Here is a 15,448-nt window from a genome sequence, read left to right on the forward strand (position 1 = left end):
CCGTTCCTTTCGGCATTTATTTTTACATCTATATGTATTATACATCACTTACGGATAAATTTCAATACGGTAAAATGGATTTATTTATCCTCATCGGCAATACCTATCCCAAGCTCCGAAGTGTCAAGCCTGTCCATATCCTTTTTCGGCTCGGGATAAGGCTCCTCGGGGGTTTTAGGCTCTTCCCTGCGCACAGGACTGCCGAAAAATTCATCTGCGTCCGTGGGCTGTTTTAGCCTGCTCATTTCCTCCATAAGTCTTGCAGACTCTCCGCCGTCGGCAGGAGAGGAAACGCTGCCCGAAGCGGTGGTATTTCCGAAATTGCCCGTCCGGGGCGCATTGCCGTTAACGGGAGTATAAGCGGTGTAGGGCTGGGGCTGCGGCATGACCTGAACGGCCTCGCTTTGGCGTGTTCTGATATAAAGGAATATCATAATGCCGATGCCTGCAAGACCTATAATAGTAATGGTAATGCTGAAATTCATACTTCTGCCCACAGCCTCCGCCGAGTGTTCGGTTATGACATAGGGGCATATCATATCCTCATAATCCGCCCTTGTGCCGTCCACACCGTCGTTTGTGAGCCAGTCGTAAAGGTATTCCTCTATCTCTCCGTCAAGCCTTGAGACCTTTCCCTGTATGGGAAACTCGTTCCATACATCGGGTTCCTCGCCTGTGTCCTGATAATTCCAGGTCTGCTCCATAAGAAGCTCGGCGTTTTTTACTCCTGCCGCAGTTTTTATCTCAAGAGTGATAAACTTAGGCATATCCGAGTCAAAGCTGCCCGTTAGGGGAATGAGATAATAGTGGGAGGTAACGTGGGAATTGCTCTTTATGCCCAAAGTTTCATTATAGCTTTCCTCGTATGCAAATTCGCCGTAGACCTCAAAAACATCTCCCTCCACGAATTTGCCCTTGTAAAACTCGCTGTCCGAAAGAAAGTTGAAATCGTCAAGCCCCTTGTTTATCTGCTGCTGCTGTTTCGATGAGGTGATCATACCTCCTGCCCCTGCAAAAAGCATTACCGCAAAAATAATTACAGCATTTAACCGGTGTTGCTTTCTCATAATGTAATGTACCCCCATAAGATCTGATTTTTCGTCTGATTTCCCATTTTAATCTGATTATAATACAATACATCTTTTTTGTCAAGGAAAAATGGATTTGTCATCTGTCGGACAATTTCCCGACCTGCGCCGACGGACTTCGGAAAATTTATTTCCACAATAAGCTTTTTCGGGAGATATCTACGTTTTTCCCTAAATGGAAAATTAGATTTATTGCGCCCTTATGACCTTTTTCGCCCTATCGTAAGCGTATAATCGGAATATATATCCCGTGAAAAAGAAAGGAAGAGAAAAAGTATGGTGACAAAAGCGGAAAAGGCGGGGGAGGCGGCGCTCCGCTCCGCAGAGAATGCTTCGGAAAAAAGAAGCGGCAGGAAAACGGCTGCTGCGGCTGCAGTCTGGGCGATGGCAGGCTTTATCATTGCGGATATGCGGACAGGCGGCGGCACATCACCCTTCGGAGCCTCTCTTGCGGCGGCAGGAAGCCCTGTCTGCGCCGCTGCGGCGGTGTTCGGAATGTTCGGGGCGTGGGCTGCGGCAGGAAGTCTCTGGAGCCATATCGCAGAGCTGTCATCTGCGGCGGTGACTGCGCTGTTTATAAAGCTGTTCGGAAGAAAATGCACGGCAAGGACACGCTCTCTTGCGGCAGGTGCGGCATATTTCATAAGCTCGGCTGCGGTGAGCGCAGGAAACAATGGTGACTGGGTAATGTTCCTGGCGGTGTTTTTCAGGGCGGTGATGTGCTTCGGAGCGGCATACTGCCTCTGCGAAACGGTGCAGACGGTGAAAAACGGCTTCTATTCCGAAAACAGCTTGTGCAGCCGAGGCTGCACCGACTTCCGGGCAGCGGCAATGGGAATTACATATATGCTTCTGATATGCGCCCTCTGCTCCTCGGATACCGGCTTTATAAACCTCGGCAGGATAGCCGCAGGCTTCTGCACCGCTGCTGCCGCAAGGAAATTCGGGAAATCGGGCGGTGCGGCTGTGGGCATACTGTCCGCAGGAGCGTTTCTCCTGTCGGAGCAGACTCTCGGACGGAGCGGTGCAATGCTCGCCTTTGCGGGGCTTGTGACGGGAATGTACACGTCAAAGGGAAAATACGCCGTAAATGCCGCATTTATCCTTTCGGCATTTGGTATGACCGCAGCTGCGGGAATGCCTTCGGGAACTCCCGAATTTATTGCGGATATGGGCATTGCGGCGGCGCTGTACTGCCTTGTGCCCGAGGGACTTTATCTGCCGAAATTAAACGGGATTTTCGCCTCGGAGGAAAAGGCGGATATACGTTCGGACAAGCTTATGTTTGCGGCAAAGGTGCTTGAGGAGGTGGGCGAAGATGTTCAGATGGCTGCGGAGCTTTTTATGCGCCGTTCGGAAAAGGGTGACAGAGAGCCTTATGAGGATATCAAGAGGGACGTTTGCGGCGGTATTTGCACGCAGCGCAAGTGCAGTGCGGCTTGCGGCAGCATTTCGCCTGACGGTATCGAAGGCTGCTTCAAAGCCGCTCAGAACATTGCTTCGATGGCGGGCAGAATTACTGCAAAGGAGCTGCCGACGGGCTTCGAGGGCTGCCCGAAAAAGGATCAGATCGCTGACGGCTTCTGCAGAGCTGCGGGAGCGGAAAGGATATCCCGCCGCAGATCGGCGTACCTGCGGAGATTTTTAGAGGGGGCTTCCGAGCAGCTTTCCGCTTCCTGCGGAATGATATGGGAGCTTTCGGGGGGCGGCGAAGAGGAGCTTCGCCCCGATACAGAGCTTTCAAAATTTCTGAAAAGACTTCTTGAGGAGGAGGGCTTTGACGTCCGCTCGGTCCGGATAGCCTTTGACGGGGAGCGCAGACCCTTTGCTGAGGCTTTTATCCCTGCGCCCGAGGACTTTCGGGATATTCATCTGAGCGGCGTTTCCGACCGCCTTGCGGCACTTCTCGGAGTAAGACTTGCAAGACCCGTCACAATGCTCTGCGGCGGTGAGAACGACCGTCTGTGCCGCATAAGGTGGCGGCAGGAAGGCAGATTTGTTCCCGACTGCGAGATAGAGGCAGAGGCGGCGGAAGGCTGCTCCTGCGGCGACAGTCACACCTGCTTTGAGGACGGTCTGGGAAATTTCTACATAATCCTGTCCGACGGTATGGGCAGGGGCGGCAAGGCAGGCACAAGAAGCACACTTGCCGTAAATCTTCTCCGCCGTATGATAACCGGGGGCATTGGAAGGAAAAACGCCGTTAAAATGCTGAACGTCATTATGACCGCCGCTTCCTCGGAGGAAATTTTCACCACCGTTGATATCTTCGCCGCCGATCTATACACGGGGGAAGGCAGGCTCATTAAAATGGGAGCGGCTCCCACCGCCGTATTCAGCCGTGAGGAGGGGGAAAGCCCTGTAATGAGCGTCTACAGCGACAGCTCTGCCCCTGTGGGGATAATAAACGGCCTTTCCGTCACCGAGGAGAGAATATGCCTGAACGTCAGCTCACGTGTGCTTATGACCACCGACGGCATTGACATCACAAGCGCCGCCGTTGCCGCCGTGCTTGAAAACGAGGGGCTTACCTGCGGACAGATGTGCAGCAGGATAATGGCGGCTGCGGAGGAGACGGAGGGGGACAGACCCGACGACAGAACTGCCGCTGTTTTCAGATTATTTCCCGCATAATTTGAACTTAATCGTTTTATTCACCAATTATTTACATTTTTCTTGCCCATATAATGGAAATCTGTTGTTATATTGCACAAAGGGTATGTAAGAAATAAGTGAGATTTGTAAAACTTTTACAATACCTCTTGTAATCTAATGCATAATCTGTTAAAATATTAGTAAGATAAGCGGAGGTGTCCGCAAAAGCGAAAAACAGTCCGTTTTTTTAGAAAGTCTGAAAGGTGGATATATCTGTTATTATGAGTGAAAATAAGAAAAATTCTTCTATCGGAGATTACGACTTCCCGCTCTTTGTTTTCCACGAGGGCAGCAACTGCGAGGCATTCAATTTCTTCGGCGCTCACAAGGGCGTGAAGGACGGCAAAGAAGGCGTTTATTTCCGTGTTTGGGCGCCCAATGCCAAGTCCGTTTCCCTGGTGGGCGACTTCAACGACTGGGACAGACGGAAAAATCCTATGTACCGTCTGGACGACCCCACGGTGTGGGAGATATTCATTGAGGACGTTCCGCAGTATTTTGCATACAAATACAGCGTTGAGACCTCTCATATGAGCGTTGTGGACAAGGCAGACCCCTATGGAGCACATATGGAGCTTCGTCCCAATACTGCCACAAAATATTTCGATATCGACAATTACGAGTGGCACGACCAAAAGTGGTATGAGCACAAGAGAAAGACCAACGTCTACAAGAGTCCTATGAACATCTACGAGGCGCATCTGGGCTCCTGGAAACAGTATGAGGACGGTTCTCCCTTCGACTATGTGAAATTTGCCCACGAGATGTCGGATTACTTAAAGAATATGGGCTATACTCACCTGGAGCTTATGCCCCTTGCGGAGTATCCCTATGACGGCTCCTGGGGATATCAGGTCATAGGCTACTATGCCCCCACCTCACGCTACGGCACTCCCGAGCAGTTTATGCAGATGATAGACATTTTCCATCAGAACGGCATAGGCGTTATCCTTGACTGGGTGCCTGCACATTTCCCCAAGGATTCCGCAGGTCTTTTCGAGTTTGACGGCGACTGCTGCTATGAGTACAGCGACCCCCTCAAAAAGGAGCACGCTGCCTGGGGAACCAGAGTGTTCGACTACGGCAAGGGCGAAGTCAGAAGCTTCCTTATCTCAAACGCCATTTACTGGATAGAGAAATTCCACGTGGACGGTCTGAGAGTTGATGCTGTTGCTTCTATGCTTTACCTTGACTATGACAGACGTGAGTGGAGACCCAACAAGAACGGCGGCCACGAAAACCTTGAGGCTATCGAGTTCCTGCAGAAGCTCAATACTACCGTATTCTCCAGAAATCCCGACGTGCTGATGATAGCAGAGGAGTCCACCGCCTGGCCTATGGTCACAAAGCCTGCCGATGTTGGCGGACTTGGCTTTAACTTCAAGTGGAATATGGGCTGGATGAATGACACCCTTTCCTATATGCGCACCGACCCCATCTACAGAGCGGGAGACCACGGCAAGCTCACCTTCTCTTTCTTCTATGCCTTCAGCGAGAATTTCATTCTCCCCATCTCCCACGACGAGGTCGTTCACGGAAAGGCTTCACTTTTCAACAAGATGAGCAGCGGCACTATGGAGGGCAAATTTGCGAGCCAGAGAGCCTTTGCAGCCTATATGATAGCCCACCCCGGCAAAAAGCTGAACTTTATGGGCAACGACTTTGCGCAGGTCATCGAGTGGAATTACGAGAAGGAGCTTGACTGGATGCTTCTCGGCTTCGAGACCCACCGCAAGATGAACGATTTCTACAGAGACCTAAACAATCTCTATAAGAATACACCTGCCTTCTGGCACGACGACGATTCCTGGGACGGCTTCAAATGGATATGCGCCGACGATTACACTCAGAGCGTTATATCCTTCAGGCGAATTGACAATTCCGACCCCGAAAAGCCTGCCGAGATGATCGTTGTCTGCAACTTCGTTCCCGTCAAGAGGAGCGATTACAGGATAGGCGTTCCCTACGAGGGTACATACGAGCAGATATTCTCCACCGACGACGTTAAATACGGCGGCAGCGGAGAGGTGGACAACGGAAAGATAAAGGCAAAGGAATATTCAATGCACGGCTGCGATTATTCCATAAGCCTTACAATTCCCGGACTGTCTGCGATGTTCTTCAAGTATGTTCCCCCGAAGCGCAGGAAAAAGACAGGCGAGAAGATAGACGTTACCGAGACTGCCGCAGTCAAGGAAACAGCTTCCAAGAAGACCACGAAGAAAACCGCAGCAAAGTCTTCGGCGGCAAAGAAGCAGACTTCCACAAAAAAGACAGCGGAAAAGTCTCCCGAGGAGGCTCCCAAAAAGCGGGGCCGCAGACCCAAGAACGATAAATCAGCGGAATAATACCGCATAAAACCGAAAGGAAGGATTTTAAAGATGTACACGAAAAAAGAATGCGTCGCAATGCTTTTGGCAGGCGGACAGGGCAGCCGTCTGTATGCCCTCACTCAGGATATGGCAAAGCCTGCCGTTCCCTACGGAGGAAAATACAGGATCATTGACTTCCCCCTCTCAAACTGCGTTAACTCGGGTATTGATACAGTAGGCGTTCTCACCCAGTATCAGCCTCTGGTGCTTAACGATTATATCGGCAACGGTCAGCCCTGGGACCTTGACAAGCAGTACGGCGGCGCTCATTGCCTGCCTCCCTACCAGACCGCTCTGGGCGCAGAGTGGTACAAGGGCACCGCAAACGCCATTTATCAGAACATTGCTTTCGTTGACCGCTACAATCCCGATTATGTAGTCGTTCTTTCCGGCGACCACATCTACAAGATGGATTACAACGTAATGCTCAGCTACCACAAGGAGAAGAACGCTGCTGCTACTATCGCCGTTCTTGACGTTCCTATGGAGGAGGCTTCACGCTTCGGCATTATGATAACCGACGACGACGGCAATATCATCGACTTTGAGGAAAAGCCCAAGAACCCCCGTTCCACTCTTGCTTCAATGGGTATCTACATCTTTACCTGGAGCAAGCTGAGACAGTACCTCATCGACAATGAGAACAACCCCGACGAGGACAAGGATTTCGGAAAGGCTATCATTCCCAATATGATGAATGCAGGCGAAAAGCTTGTTGCCTGGACATTTGACGGCTACTGGAAGGACGTCGGAACTCTCGACTCCCTCTGGGAAGCTAATATGGACCTTCTTAACCCCAATATCCCCATTGACCTTTACGACCCCGACTGGAAGATGTATTCGAGAAACCCCGTTCTCCCTCCTCAGTACATAGGCGACAATGCAAATGTTGAGAACTCTATGATCGCAGAGGGCTGCAACATTGACGGAAATATCGACTTCTCCGTTATCTACGAAGGTGTTACTATTGAAAAGGGCGCTACCGTTACCGACTCCATCATTATGCCCGGCACCGTTATCAAGGAAGGCGCAGTTGTGGAGTATGCGATCGTTGGCGAGAACAGCGTTATCGAAAAGGGCGCACACGTGGGCGCACGTCCCGAAACGGTTGAAAACCGTGACGACTGGGGTATTGCAGTCATCGGAAACAAGATAACCATTTCCGAGGGTCAGGTCGTTGGTCCCAAGCAGATGGTTCCCGATATCAAGAAGAAGTAAGAGCTTCACGGAAGGAAGGTTAATATAAAATGAGCTTAAATAAAAAGATACTGGGCGTAATTTTCGCCAATATGCACGAGGACGTAGTTCCCGAGCTTACACGTCAGAGAACAATGGGCTCGGTCATGTTCGGCGGCAGATACAGACTTATCGACTTCACCCTCTCCAATATGGCAAATTCGGGCATTGACGAGGTGGGCGTTGTCACAAAGTCCAACTATCAGTCCCTCCTTGACCACTTAGGCTCCGGCAGAGAGTGGGATATGGCAAGAAAGAACGGCGGACTTCATCTGCTGCCTCCTTTCTCTAACCTCACCAGCGGTATGTACAGAGGCAGACTTGAGGCTCTTTACGGAATTTCCGATTTTATCCGTCATTCCGACGCAGACTATGTCATTATGTCCGACTGCGACGTTGTTACAAGCCTTGACTACAACAAGCTTTATGACGCTCACGTAAAGAGCGGCGCAGATATCACCGCTGTTTACGCAAAGTCCAACCTTGACCTTGACGCTGCTGCTCACACCAACGTTTTCGGCATTGACGCAGAAGGACGCATCAACAACGTCCTCATCAATCCCGAGATAAGCGGTGAGTGCAACATCTCCCTCAACACCTACATCATCTCCAAGCCCCTGCTTATGAGTATGATAACCGACGGTGCCGCTAAGGGTATCTACAGCTTTGCAAAGAGTATCCTTCAGGCTCAGTGCAGCAGATACAAGATAATGGCATACAAGCACGAGGGATATTTCTCCAAGATAACCTCCATCAAGAGCTACTATGACGCAAATATGGCTCTCCTCAACACAGAGAACAGAACTAAGCTCTTCCCCGACAACGCTCCCGTTTACACCAAGGTGCGTGATAATCCTCCCGCAAAATTCGCTATCGGTGCAAAGGTCAAGAACTCCCTTATTGCCGACGGCTGCATTATCGAGGGAACTGTGGAGAACTCCATTCTGTTCAGAGGCGCAAAGGTGGCAAAGGGCGCTGTTGTCAAGGACTCCATTATTATGCAGGACAGCATCATCGGCAAAAACTGCAGCATAAGCTGCGTTATCACCGACAAGGTCGTTCATATTTCCGACCAGAAGATACTTACAGGCTCTGCAAATTACCCGATCTACATCGGCAAGGGCGCAGAGATCTGATTTGAAGCTAAAGCCAAAACAGGCTTGATATCACAGTATGACGTCGAGCCTGCGGCTTATTCTCCGCAGGCTCGGTTTTTCTGAGAGAAAGATTTTTTGAAAAAATTACTTACGGCTATTATACCTTCCGAGAGAAAGGATTTGAATATATATGAGAATACTTTACACAGCTTCCGAAGCGCTTCCCTACGCTGCTTCGGGGGGACTGGCAGATGTTGCGGGCTCCCTGCCTGCGGCTCTGTGCAAGGCCGGACACGATTGTCGTGTGGTCCTGCCCCTTTACAAAAGCATTAAGCCCGAGCTGAGGGAAAAGCTTAAATTCGTTAAAAACTTCACCGTTGACGTTGGCTGGAGAAAGCAGTACTGCGGCGTTTTCGAGGGCAAGGCAAACGGAGTTACCTATTACCTTCTCGATAACGAGTATTACTACGCAAGAGACGGCCTTTACGGCTTCTACGATGACTGCGAGAGATTTGTTTTCCTCTCCCGTGCGGTGATGGAGCTTATCAGGCAGATAGACTGGAAACCTCAGATAATTAACTGCAACGACTGGCAGACTGCCCTTGTTCCCGTTTACTATCAGACCTACTACAAATTCCAGTACGGCTATGAGGACATCAAGACCGTATTCACCATTCACAATATCCAGTATCAGGGACGGTACGGTATGGACGTTATCAACGATATTATGGGCATACCTATGTACCACGCAAAGCTCCTTGAGTATGACGGTGCGGTGAACCTTATGAAGGCTGCCTTTGAGACTGCCGACAAGATAACAACCGTTTCCCCAAGCTATGCCTGGGAGATACTTGACCCCTGGTATTCACACGGCCTTGACAGAGCGCTTACAAACAAGCAGTACAAGCTCTGCGGCTTCTTAAACGGCATTGACACCACACTTTACGACCCTGAGCACGACCCACTTATCCCTGCGCATTTTACAGCCGATGATATTTCGGGCAAGGCAAAGTGCAAGACCGAGCTTATGAAGTCTTTGAAGCTTGCTTCGGGTGACGAACCACTTATCGGCATTATCACAAGATTTGTGTCACATAAGGGCATTGACCTTATCAAGTATGTGTTTGAGGAAATGCTGAGCCTGGGCTGCAAGTTTGCGGTGCTGGGCGCAGGAGAGAAGATATATGAGGACTTTTTCAAGGAAATGGCGTGGAGATATCCCGACAAGGTAAGCGTTACTCTTGGCTTTGTTCCCGAACTTGCAAGGAAGATATATGCAGGTGCGGATATGTTCCTTATGCCCTCCCAGAGCGAGCCCTGCGGTCTGGCGCAGATGATATCAATGCGCTACGGTACTTTGCCTATCGTAAGAGAGACGGGCGGTCTCAGAGACAGCGTAAGAGACGCAGGAGGAGAGAACGGCAACGGCTTTACCTTCAAGACCTATAACGCTCACGATATGCTGAACGCTGTAAACAGAGCCTGCGACTATTATCAGGACAAGGAAGCCTGGGCTAAGATAGTCAGCGAGACTATGAAAAACGACTTTAGCTGGGATAATTCCGCAAAGCTGTACATCGGTCTTTACAAGGAGCTTGCAGGGGAAGAATAATTCACATTTTTTTCAGACCCGGACGTCTCCCGTTCGGGTCTGATATTTTACTGCAATACCGCATTATGCGCTACAGCATTGAGACAAAGTATGACAAAATTAAGCAAATTGTCAATTGACAACGATTTCACACTATGATATAATTTAGCTGAAATCAAAGCAAATATCTCGGGCGTATCATAACATAATGAATTACGGAAGGGAAAATTGAAATGGAAAACTGTAATTTCTGCGGCGGGGTCCTGAAATTCTTTGAGAAGATAAATGAAAATGTTGATAATATTGACAATGCAATGGACAATATAACCATAGCGGCAGAGGCTGCGGCGGAGGGTATCAGACTGGGCAGGGTAACCTTGTCGCTCATTGCTCCCCCCAGCGAGCTTGAGCCTGAGGGGGTAAATAAATACGGCGAATTTTTTCTCAGTCCCGAAGGCTATGAAGAGAACGGAGTGGAAAAGCATTTTACCACAAAAGAAGGCGGCAGCGTCTGCATATCCTTTATGCCCGCCAAGGGAGAAAAATGGAACGACAGCGAAAAGTCTATGATAGGTATGCTTATCAAGAACTGCTACATAATCAGCGTCAGAGCCAGAGTTATGGGGCTTATGGAGAAAAGTATGTACCTTGACCGTATGACGGGAGTCTGCAATACAGAGGGCTTTATGAGGTACGGCGGTATGCTTATGGCGCAGGGAAAGCTTGTGGATTATGCCGCCGCTTTCATCAATATCAAGAATTTCAAATATGCAAATCAGCTTTTCGGAAACAGACAGGGCGATGCGCTTCTGAGAAAATTTGCTCAGGCTATGGACAGCTTTGTAAAGGACGACGGCAAGTTTGCAAGACTGGGCGGAGATAATTTTATTGTTATTATCAAAAAGGGCAGGATAACCGATCTCCGTGGATTTGTGGACGCTCTTTCCTTTGAGATGGGCGAGGGCGAAGCAAGGCAGCTTTATGATATAAGACTGCGTATGGGTATATATGAAGCTGTTGAGGGCGATACGATGTCCGATATTATGAACAAGTCCTCCATAGCCTTCAATGCTGCCAGAAGCGATGAGAGGCGTGACGTGGTTTTCTATTCGCCCCTGCATCTGGAGGCTGCTATACATAAAAAGGAGATCTCCACTCTGTTCCCCAAGGCTTTGGAAAACAGGGAATTTGTGGTCTATTATCAGCCTAAGGTGCGGCTTTCGGACAACAAGCTCTGCGGCTGCGAGGCGCTTTGCAGATGGGTGAGGGACGGCAAGGTCGTTCCGCCTATGGATTTTATTCCTATCCTCGAGACCGAGGGCACCATATGCAGGCTCGATTTTTACGTTTTTGAGGCGGTTTGTGCAGATATAAAGCGGTGGCTGGAAATGGGCATTGAGCCTGTAAGAGTATCGGTGAATTTCTCAAAGCGCCATCTTCACAACAAGCGCCTTGCAGATCAGATACTCGGAATAATCAGAAAGTACGAGATAGACGGCAAATATGTTGAGGTGGAGCTTACGGAAATGACGGGAGCGGAGGACCTTACCGCTATGAGCGTTTTCGTGGAGAGAATGAAGGAGAACGGCGTCGGCACATCTATCGACGATTTCGGAACGGGATATTCTTCCCTTAATCTCTTAAAAGACCTTGATGTGGACGTTATCAAGCTGGACAAGTCCTTTTTCACAAATATAAACGAGTCTGACGGCGGCATTTCCACCGACAGGATAGTTGTCAAGAACATTGTGAATATGGTGAATGAGCTGAATATGGAGGCAATTTCCGAGGGCGTTGAAACTCACGCACAGGCGGAGTTTTTACGTGAGACCCATTGCAGTATGGCGCAGGGCTTCCTCTTCGACCGCCCTCTTCCCAAGGACGAGTTTGAAAAAAGACTTTCCGACGGAAGCTTTTATGCGGATAAGGGCTGATATCGGATATGAAAAGATCCCCGAAATGCGGTTTGAACTGAACCGTATTTCGGGGATCTGCTTTTACAAATTATTCCATAGCGTCCTTGAGGCTCTTTACAAACTCGCCCACAGCCTTCGGGGAATTTACGCCGTTTGCTTCCATTATCCGCACAATGGCGCTGCCCACGATAACTCCGTCGCAGTAGGCGGACATTTTTTTTGCCTGCTCGGGGCTTGAAATGCCAAATCCAACGCAGCAGGGGCATTTTGCATTCTCCTTTATCAGTCCGAAAAATTCGTCAAAATCCGTCTTGAACTCGGAGCGGACGCCCGTAACGCCGTTTGAGGAAACGCAGTATAAAAATCCGTCGGAATCTGCGGCGATACGCTTTATCCTGTCGTGAGAAGCGGGGGACACAAGATTGATGTTATGCACGCCGTATTTCTGAGCCGCAGGAAGTATCTCCTCCCTCTCCTCATAGGGCATATCGGGAACAATTACGCCGTCAACGCCCTTTTCCTTGCACAGGGAGAAGAATTTATCTGTGCCGTACACGAAAATGGTGTTCAGATACATCATAAGGATAAGGGGCTTGTCGGTCTCTTTGCGTATCTCGTCTACAGCGGCGAATATCTTGTCAAGGGTGGTGCCGCCTTTCAGAGAGCGGAGAGAGGACTTCTGAATGGTAACGCCCTCGGCAATGGGGTCTGAGAAGGGAACACCCAGCTCGATTATATCTGCGCCCTTGTCGAACATTTCAAGAGCGGTCTTTACGGTGGTGTCCATATCGGGGTCGCCTGCGGTGATAAAGGTCACAAGAGCCTTTTTTCCCTGAGCTTTAAGCTCCCCGAAGCATTTATCTATACGGTTCATAGTTTGACCTGCCTTTCTTTGGAAGATTAAGAGTTTTCGATGTTATGACCTCTGTAGCGTGCAACGGAGTAAACGTCCTTGTCGCCTCTGCCCGAGAGATTGATGACGATTATCTGGTCCTTACCCATTGTGGGGGCAATTTTCATAGCCGCCGAAACTGCGTGGGCGGACTCGATTGCGGGGATAATGCCCTCGGTCTTGGAGAGATATTCAAATGCGCAGACAGCTTCTTCATCGGTAACGGGAACATATTCCGCTCTGCCTGTTTTCCACAAATTTGCGTGCTCGGGGCCTATTCCGGGGTAGTCAAGACCTGCGGAAATGGAGTAAACGGGAGCTATCTGACCGAATTTATCCTGCAGGAACATTGACTTCATTCCGTGGAAAATTCCAACGCTGCCGCAGGAGAGAGTTGCGGCGGTGTCAGCTGTGTTTATTCCTCTGCCTGCTGCCTCTGCGCCCACAAGTCTTACGGATGTGTCGGGGATAAAGTCATAGAATGCGCCCATTGCATTGGAGCCGCCGCCTACGCAGGCAACTACGCAGTCGGGAAGCTTTCCCTCACGCTCCATAAGCTCCGCCTTTATCTCCTCGCCCACTATCTTCTGGAAATCTCTTACCATTTCGGGATAGGGGTGGGGACCCATTACAGAGCCAATGCAGTAGAATGTGGTCTCGATGTTTGTACACCAGTCTCTCATAGCCTCGTTTATTGCGTCCTTGAGGGTGCAGGTGCCGCTGCTGACGGGGACAACCTTTGCGCCTAAAAGCTCCATTCGGTAAACGTTAAGGGACTGCCTTTTGGTGTCCTCCTCGCCCATATATACGCAGCACTCAAGTCCCATAAGAGCGCATACGGTGGCGGTGGCAACGCCGTGCTGACCTGCTCCCGTTTCTGCGATAATGCGCTTTTTGCCCATACGCTTTGCAAGGAGTATCTGTCCCAAGACGTTATTTATCTTGTGTGCGCCTGTGTGATTTAAGTCCTCACGCTTGATGTACACCTTTGCACCGCCCAGATCTTCCGTCATATGCTTTGCAAAGTAGAGCATTGAGGGGCGGTTTGCATAGTTTTTGTAGAGGTCTGCAAGCTCTGCCTTGAACTCGGGGTCATCTTTGTATTTATCATACGCCTCTTCAAGCTCGTGAACGGCGTTCATTACGGTCTCGGGAACGTACTGTCCGCCGAATTCTCCATATCTTCCTGTTTTATTCATATCTGTATTCCTTTCTGTGTTATATTGCGGTAAAGCTCTGTTATCCTGCGGATCTTTTCCCTGTCCTTGACCCCGTCCGTTTCAACGGAGCCGGAAAGGTCGATATGAGGACAAATTTCAAGAGCAGCCGCTATATTATCCTCGCCTATCCCTCCTGCAAGGAAATAGGGGAGAGAGATGTCCGTGTTTTTTATGATGTCCCAATCTGCCGTAACTCCCGTTCCGCCCACAGCATTTTTTACGAAGCTGTCAAGGAGCAGGCGGTCACAGCCAAGCTTTTCGGCGTTTACTATATCCTCTGACGAGCGCACCCTGACGGCTTTCCATATCTCGCATTTTACCGAGAGGGAGCGGATATATTCCCTGTCCTCATCGCCGTGAAGCTGTATAACTTGGAGGTCAAGCCTGCTTGCGGCTGACCGTACATTCTCTGCAGGCTCGTTTACAAATACGCCTACCTTTTTTATCCGCTTGTCAAGAAGCTCTGAAAGCTCTTCGGCGGTGTCCATATCCACCGTCCTGCGAAAGCCCTCGGTGAGTATCATTCCGATGAAGTCGGGGAGAAACTCGTTTACGATCTGAACGTCCTCACCCCGCCTTATTCCGCAAAGCTTTATCATACGCCCTCCCGAAGTGCCTTCATACATTCGGAAATGCCCGTCAGACCGCTTCTCATAAGAGTTTCACCGATAAGCACGCCGTCAGCGCCCCAGTTTTTGGCGGACTTCATATGCTCATTGTTTTTTATTCCGCTTTCGCACACAAGCAGGGTGTTTTCGGGGATAAGTGCCGCAAGGCGCTTAGTGTTTTCAATGTCCACCTCAAAGGTTTTAAGGTTTCGGTTGTTCACGCCTATTATGTCGCAGCCCATTCTCACAAGCCGCAGCACTTCCTCATCATCGTGCGCCTCGCAGAGAACGTCAAGTCCCAGAGAATGAGCAAGGTCATACAAAGGCTTGAATTCCTCGTCCGTCAGCAGGGCGGCAATGAGCAGGACTGCGTCTGCGCCTATTGCCTTTGCCTCATATATCTGATACTCGTCAAATATAAAATCCTTTCTGAGAACGGGAATGTTCACGTTATTTCGGATATCCGCAAGGTACTTTGACGAGCCCTGAAAATAATGCTCCTCGGTGAGGCAGGATATTGCCTTTGCACCTGCCTTTTCGTACTCCCGGGCAATTTTTACGGGTTCAAAATCGGGCTGGATAAGTCCCTTTGAGGGAGAAGCCTTTTTCACCTCGGCAATGACCGAAAGTCCCTCGTCTGCAATTGCATTTTTGAAGCTGTGAACGGGAAATGCGGCATTTGCTGCACGCTTTTTCATTTTAAGGGGGGAGACATCAGCCTTTTCCCTTTCAAGCTGGATTTTTCTCTTTGCGGCAATTTCATCAAGTATCAT

11 protein-coding genes are annotated in these 15,448 nt (G+C 49.8%); 6 read left to right on the forward strand and 5 right to left on the reverse strand.

Annotated features, from left to right (window positions below; all coding sequences use genetic code 11):
• Positions 1-80 precede the first annotated feature (80 nt).
• The gene (locus ACR0QN_RS02055; RefSeq protein WP_432649524.1) at positions 81-1,067 is read right to left on the reverse strand and encodes a DUF6709 family protein; all 987 of its coding nucleotides are present in this window, start codon (positions 1,065-1,067) and stop codon (positions 81-83) included.
• 297 nt (positions 1,068-1,364) lie between these two features.
• Here ACR0QN_RS02055 and ACR0QN_RS02060 point away from each other — a divergent pair, with 297 nt between their 5' ends.
• The 6 genes from ACR0QN_RS02060 to ACR0QN_RS02085 all read left to right on the forward strand — a co-directional run bounded on the left by ACR0QN_RS02060 (position 1,365) and on the right by ACR0QN_RS02085 (position 11,973).
• The gene (locus ACR0QN_RS02060; RefSeq protein WP_432649525.1) at positions 1,365-3,722 is read left to right on the forward strand and encodes a SpoIIE family protein phosphatase; all 2,358 of its coding nucleotides are present in this window, start codon (positions 1,365-1,367) and stop codon (positions 3,720-3,722) included.
• Positions 3,723-3,964: 242 nt separating this feature from the next.
• A complete protein-coding gene (gene glgB / locus ACR0QN_RS02065; protein ID WP_432649526.1) occupies positions 3,965-6,091 on the forward strand; it encodes a 1,4-alpha-glucan branching protein GlgB in 2,127 nt (708 codons plus the stop codon).
• Between the two features lie 33 nt (positions 6,092-6,124).
• Entirely contained in the window at positions 6,125-7,333 is a 1,209-nt protein-coding gene (locus tag ACR0QN_RS02070) for a glucose-1-phosphate adenylyltransferase (protein ID WP_432649527.1), read from the forward strand.
• A 29-nt stretch (positions 7,334-7,362) separates the two neighbouring features.
• A complete protein-coding gene (gene glgD / locus ACR0QN_RS02075; protein WP_432649528.1) occupies positions 7,363-8,487 on the forward strand; it encodes a glucose-1-phosphate adenylyltransferase subunit GlgD in 1,125 nt (374 codons plus the stop codon).
• A 151-nt stretch (positions 8,488-8,638) separates the two neighbouring features.
• A complete protein-coding gene (glgA, locus tag ACR0QN_RS02080) occupies positions 8,639-10,060 on the forward strand; it encodes a glycogen synthase GlgA (protein WP_432649529.1) in 1,422 nt (473 codons plus the stop codon).
• A gap of 212 nt (positions 10,061-10,272) precedes the next feature.
• Entirely contained in the window at positions 10,273-11,973 is a 1,701-nt protein-coding gene (locus ACR0QN_RS02085; protein WP_432649530.1) for a putative bifunctional diguanylate cyclase/phosphodiesterase, read from the forward strand.
• Positions 11,974-12,043: 70 nt separating this feature from the next.
• Here the strand turns inward: ACR0QN_RS02085 and trpA are convergent, their stop codons facing one another.
• From trpA to trpC, 4 genes are read right to left on the reverse strand one after another with little or no spacing between them, the layout of a single operon-like run.
• The gene (gene trpA, locus ACR0QN_RS02090) at positions 12,044-12,829 is read right to left on the reverse strand and encodes a tryptophan synthase subunit alpha (protein ID WP_432649531.1); all 786 of its coding nucleotides are present in this window, start codon (positions 12,827-12,829) and stop codon (positions 12,044-12,046) included.
• Positions 12,830-12,855: 26 nt separating this feature from the next.
• A complete protein-coding gene (gene trpB, locus ACR0QN_RS02095; protein WP_432649532.1) occupies positions 12,856-14,046 on the reverse strand; it encodes a tryptophan synthase subunit beta in 1,191 nt (396 codons plus the stop codon).
• On the reverse strand, positions 14,043-14,666 hold the full coding sequence (locus ACR0QN_RS02100) for a phosphoribosylanthranilate isomerase (RefSeq protein WP_432649533.1): 624 nt from the start codon (positions 14,664-14,666) through the stop codon (positions 14,043-14,045). Before ACR0QN_RS02100 ends, trpB begins: the two co-directional genes overlap by 4 nt.
• Positions 14,663-15,448 (reverse strand): indole-3-glycerol phosphate synthase TrpC, encoded by a 786-nt coding sequence (trpC, locus tag ACR0QN_RS02105; protein WP_432649534.1) that lies wholly within the window; start codon positions 15,446-15,448, stop codon positions 14,663-14,665. The genes ACR0QN_RS02100 and trpC overlap by 4 nt, the downstream gene beginning before the upstream one ends.

The sequence above is a fragment of the Huintestinicola sp. genome, from assembly GCF_050874005.1.
Taxonomy (GTDB): Bacteria; Bacillota; Clostridia; order Oscillospirales; family Ruminococcaceae; genus Huintestinicola.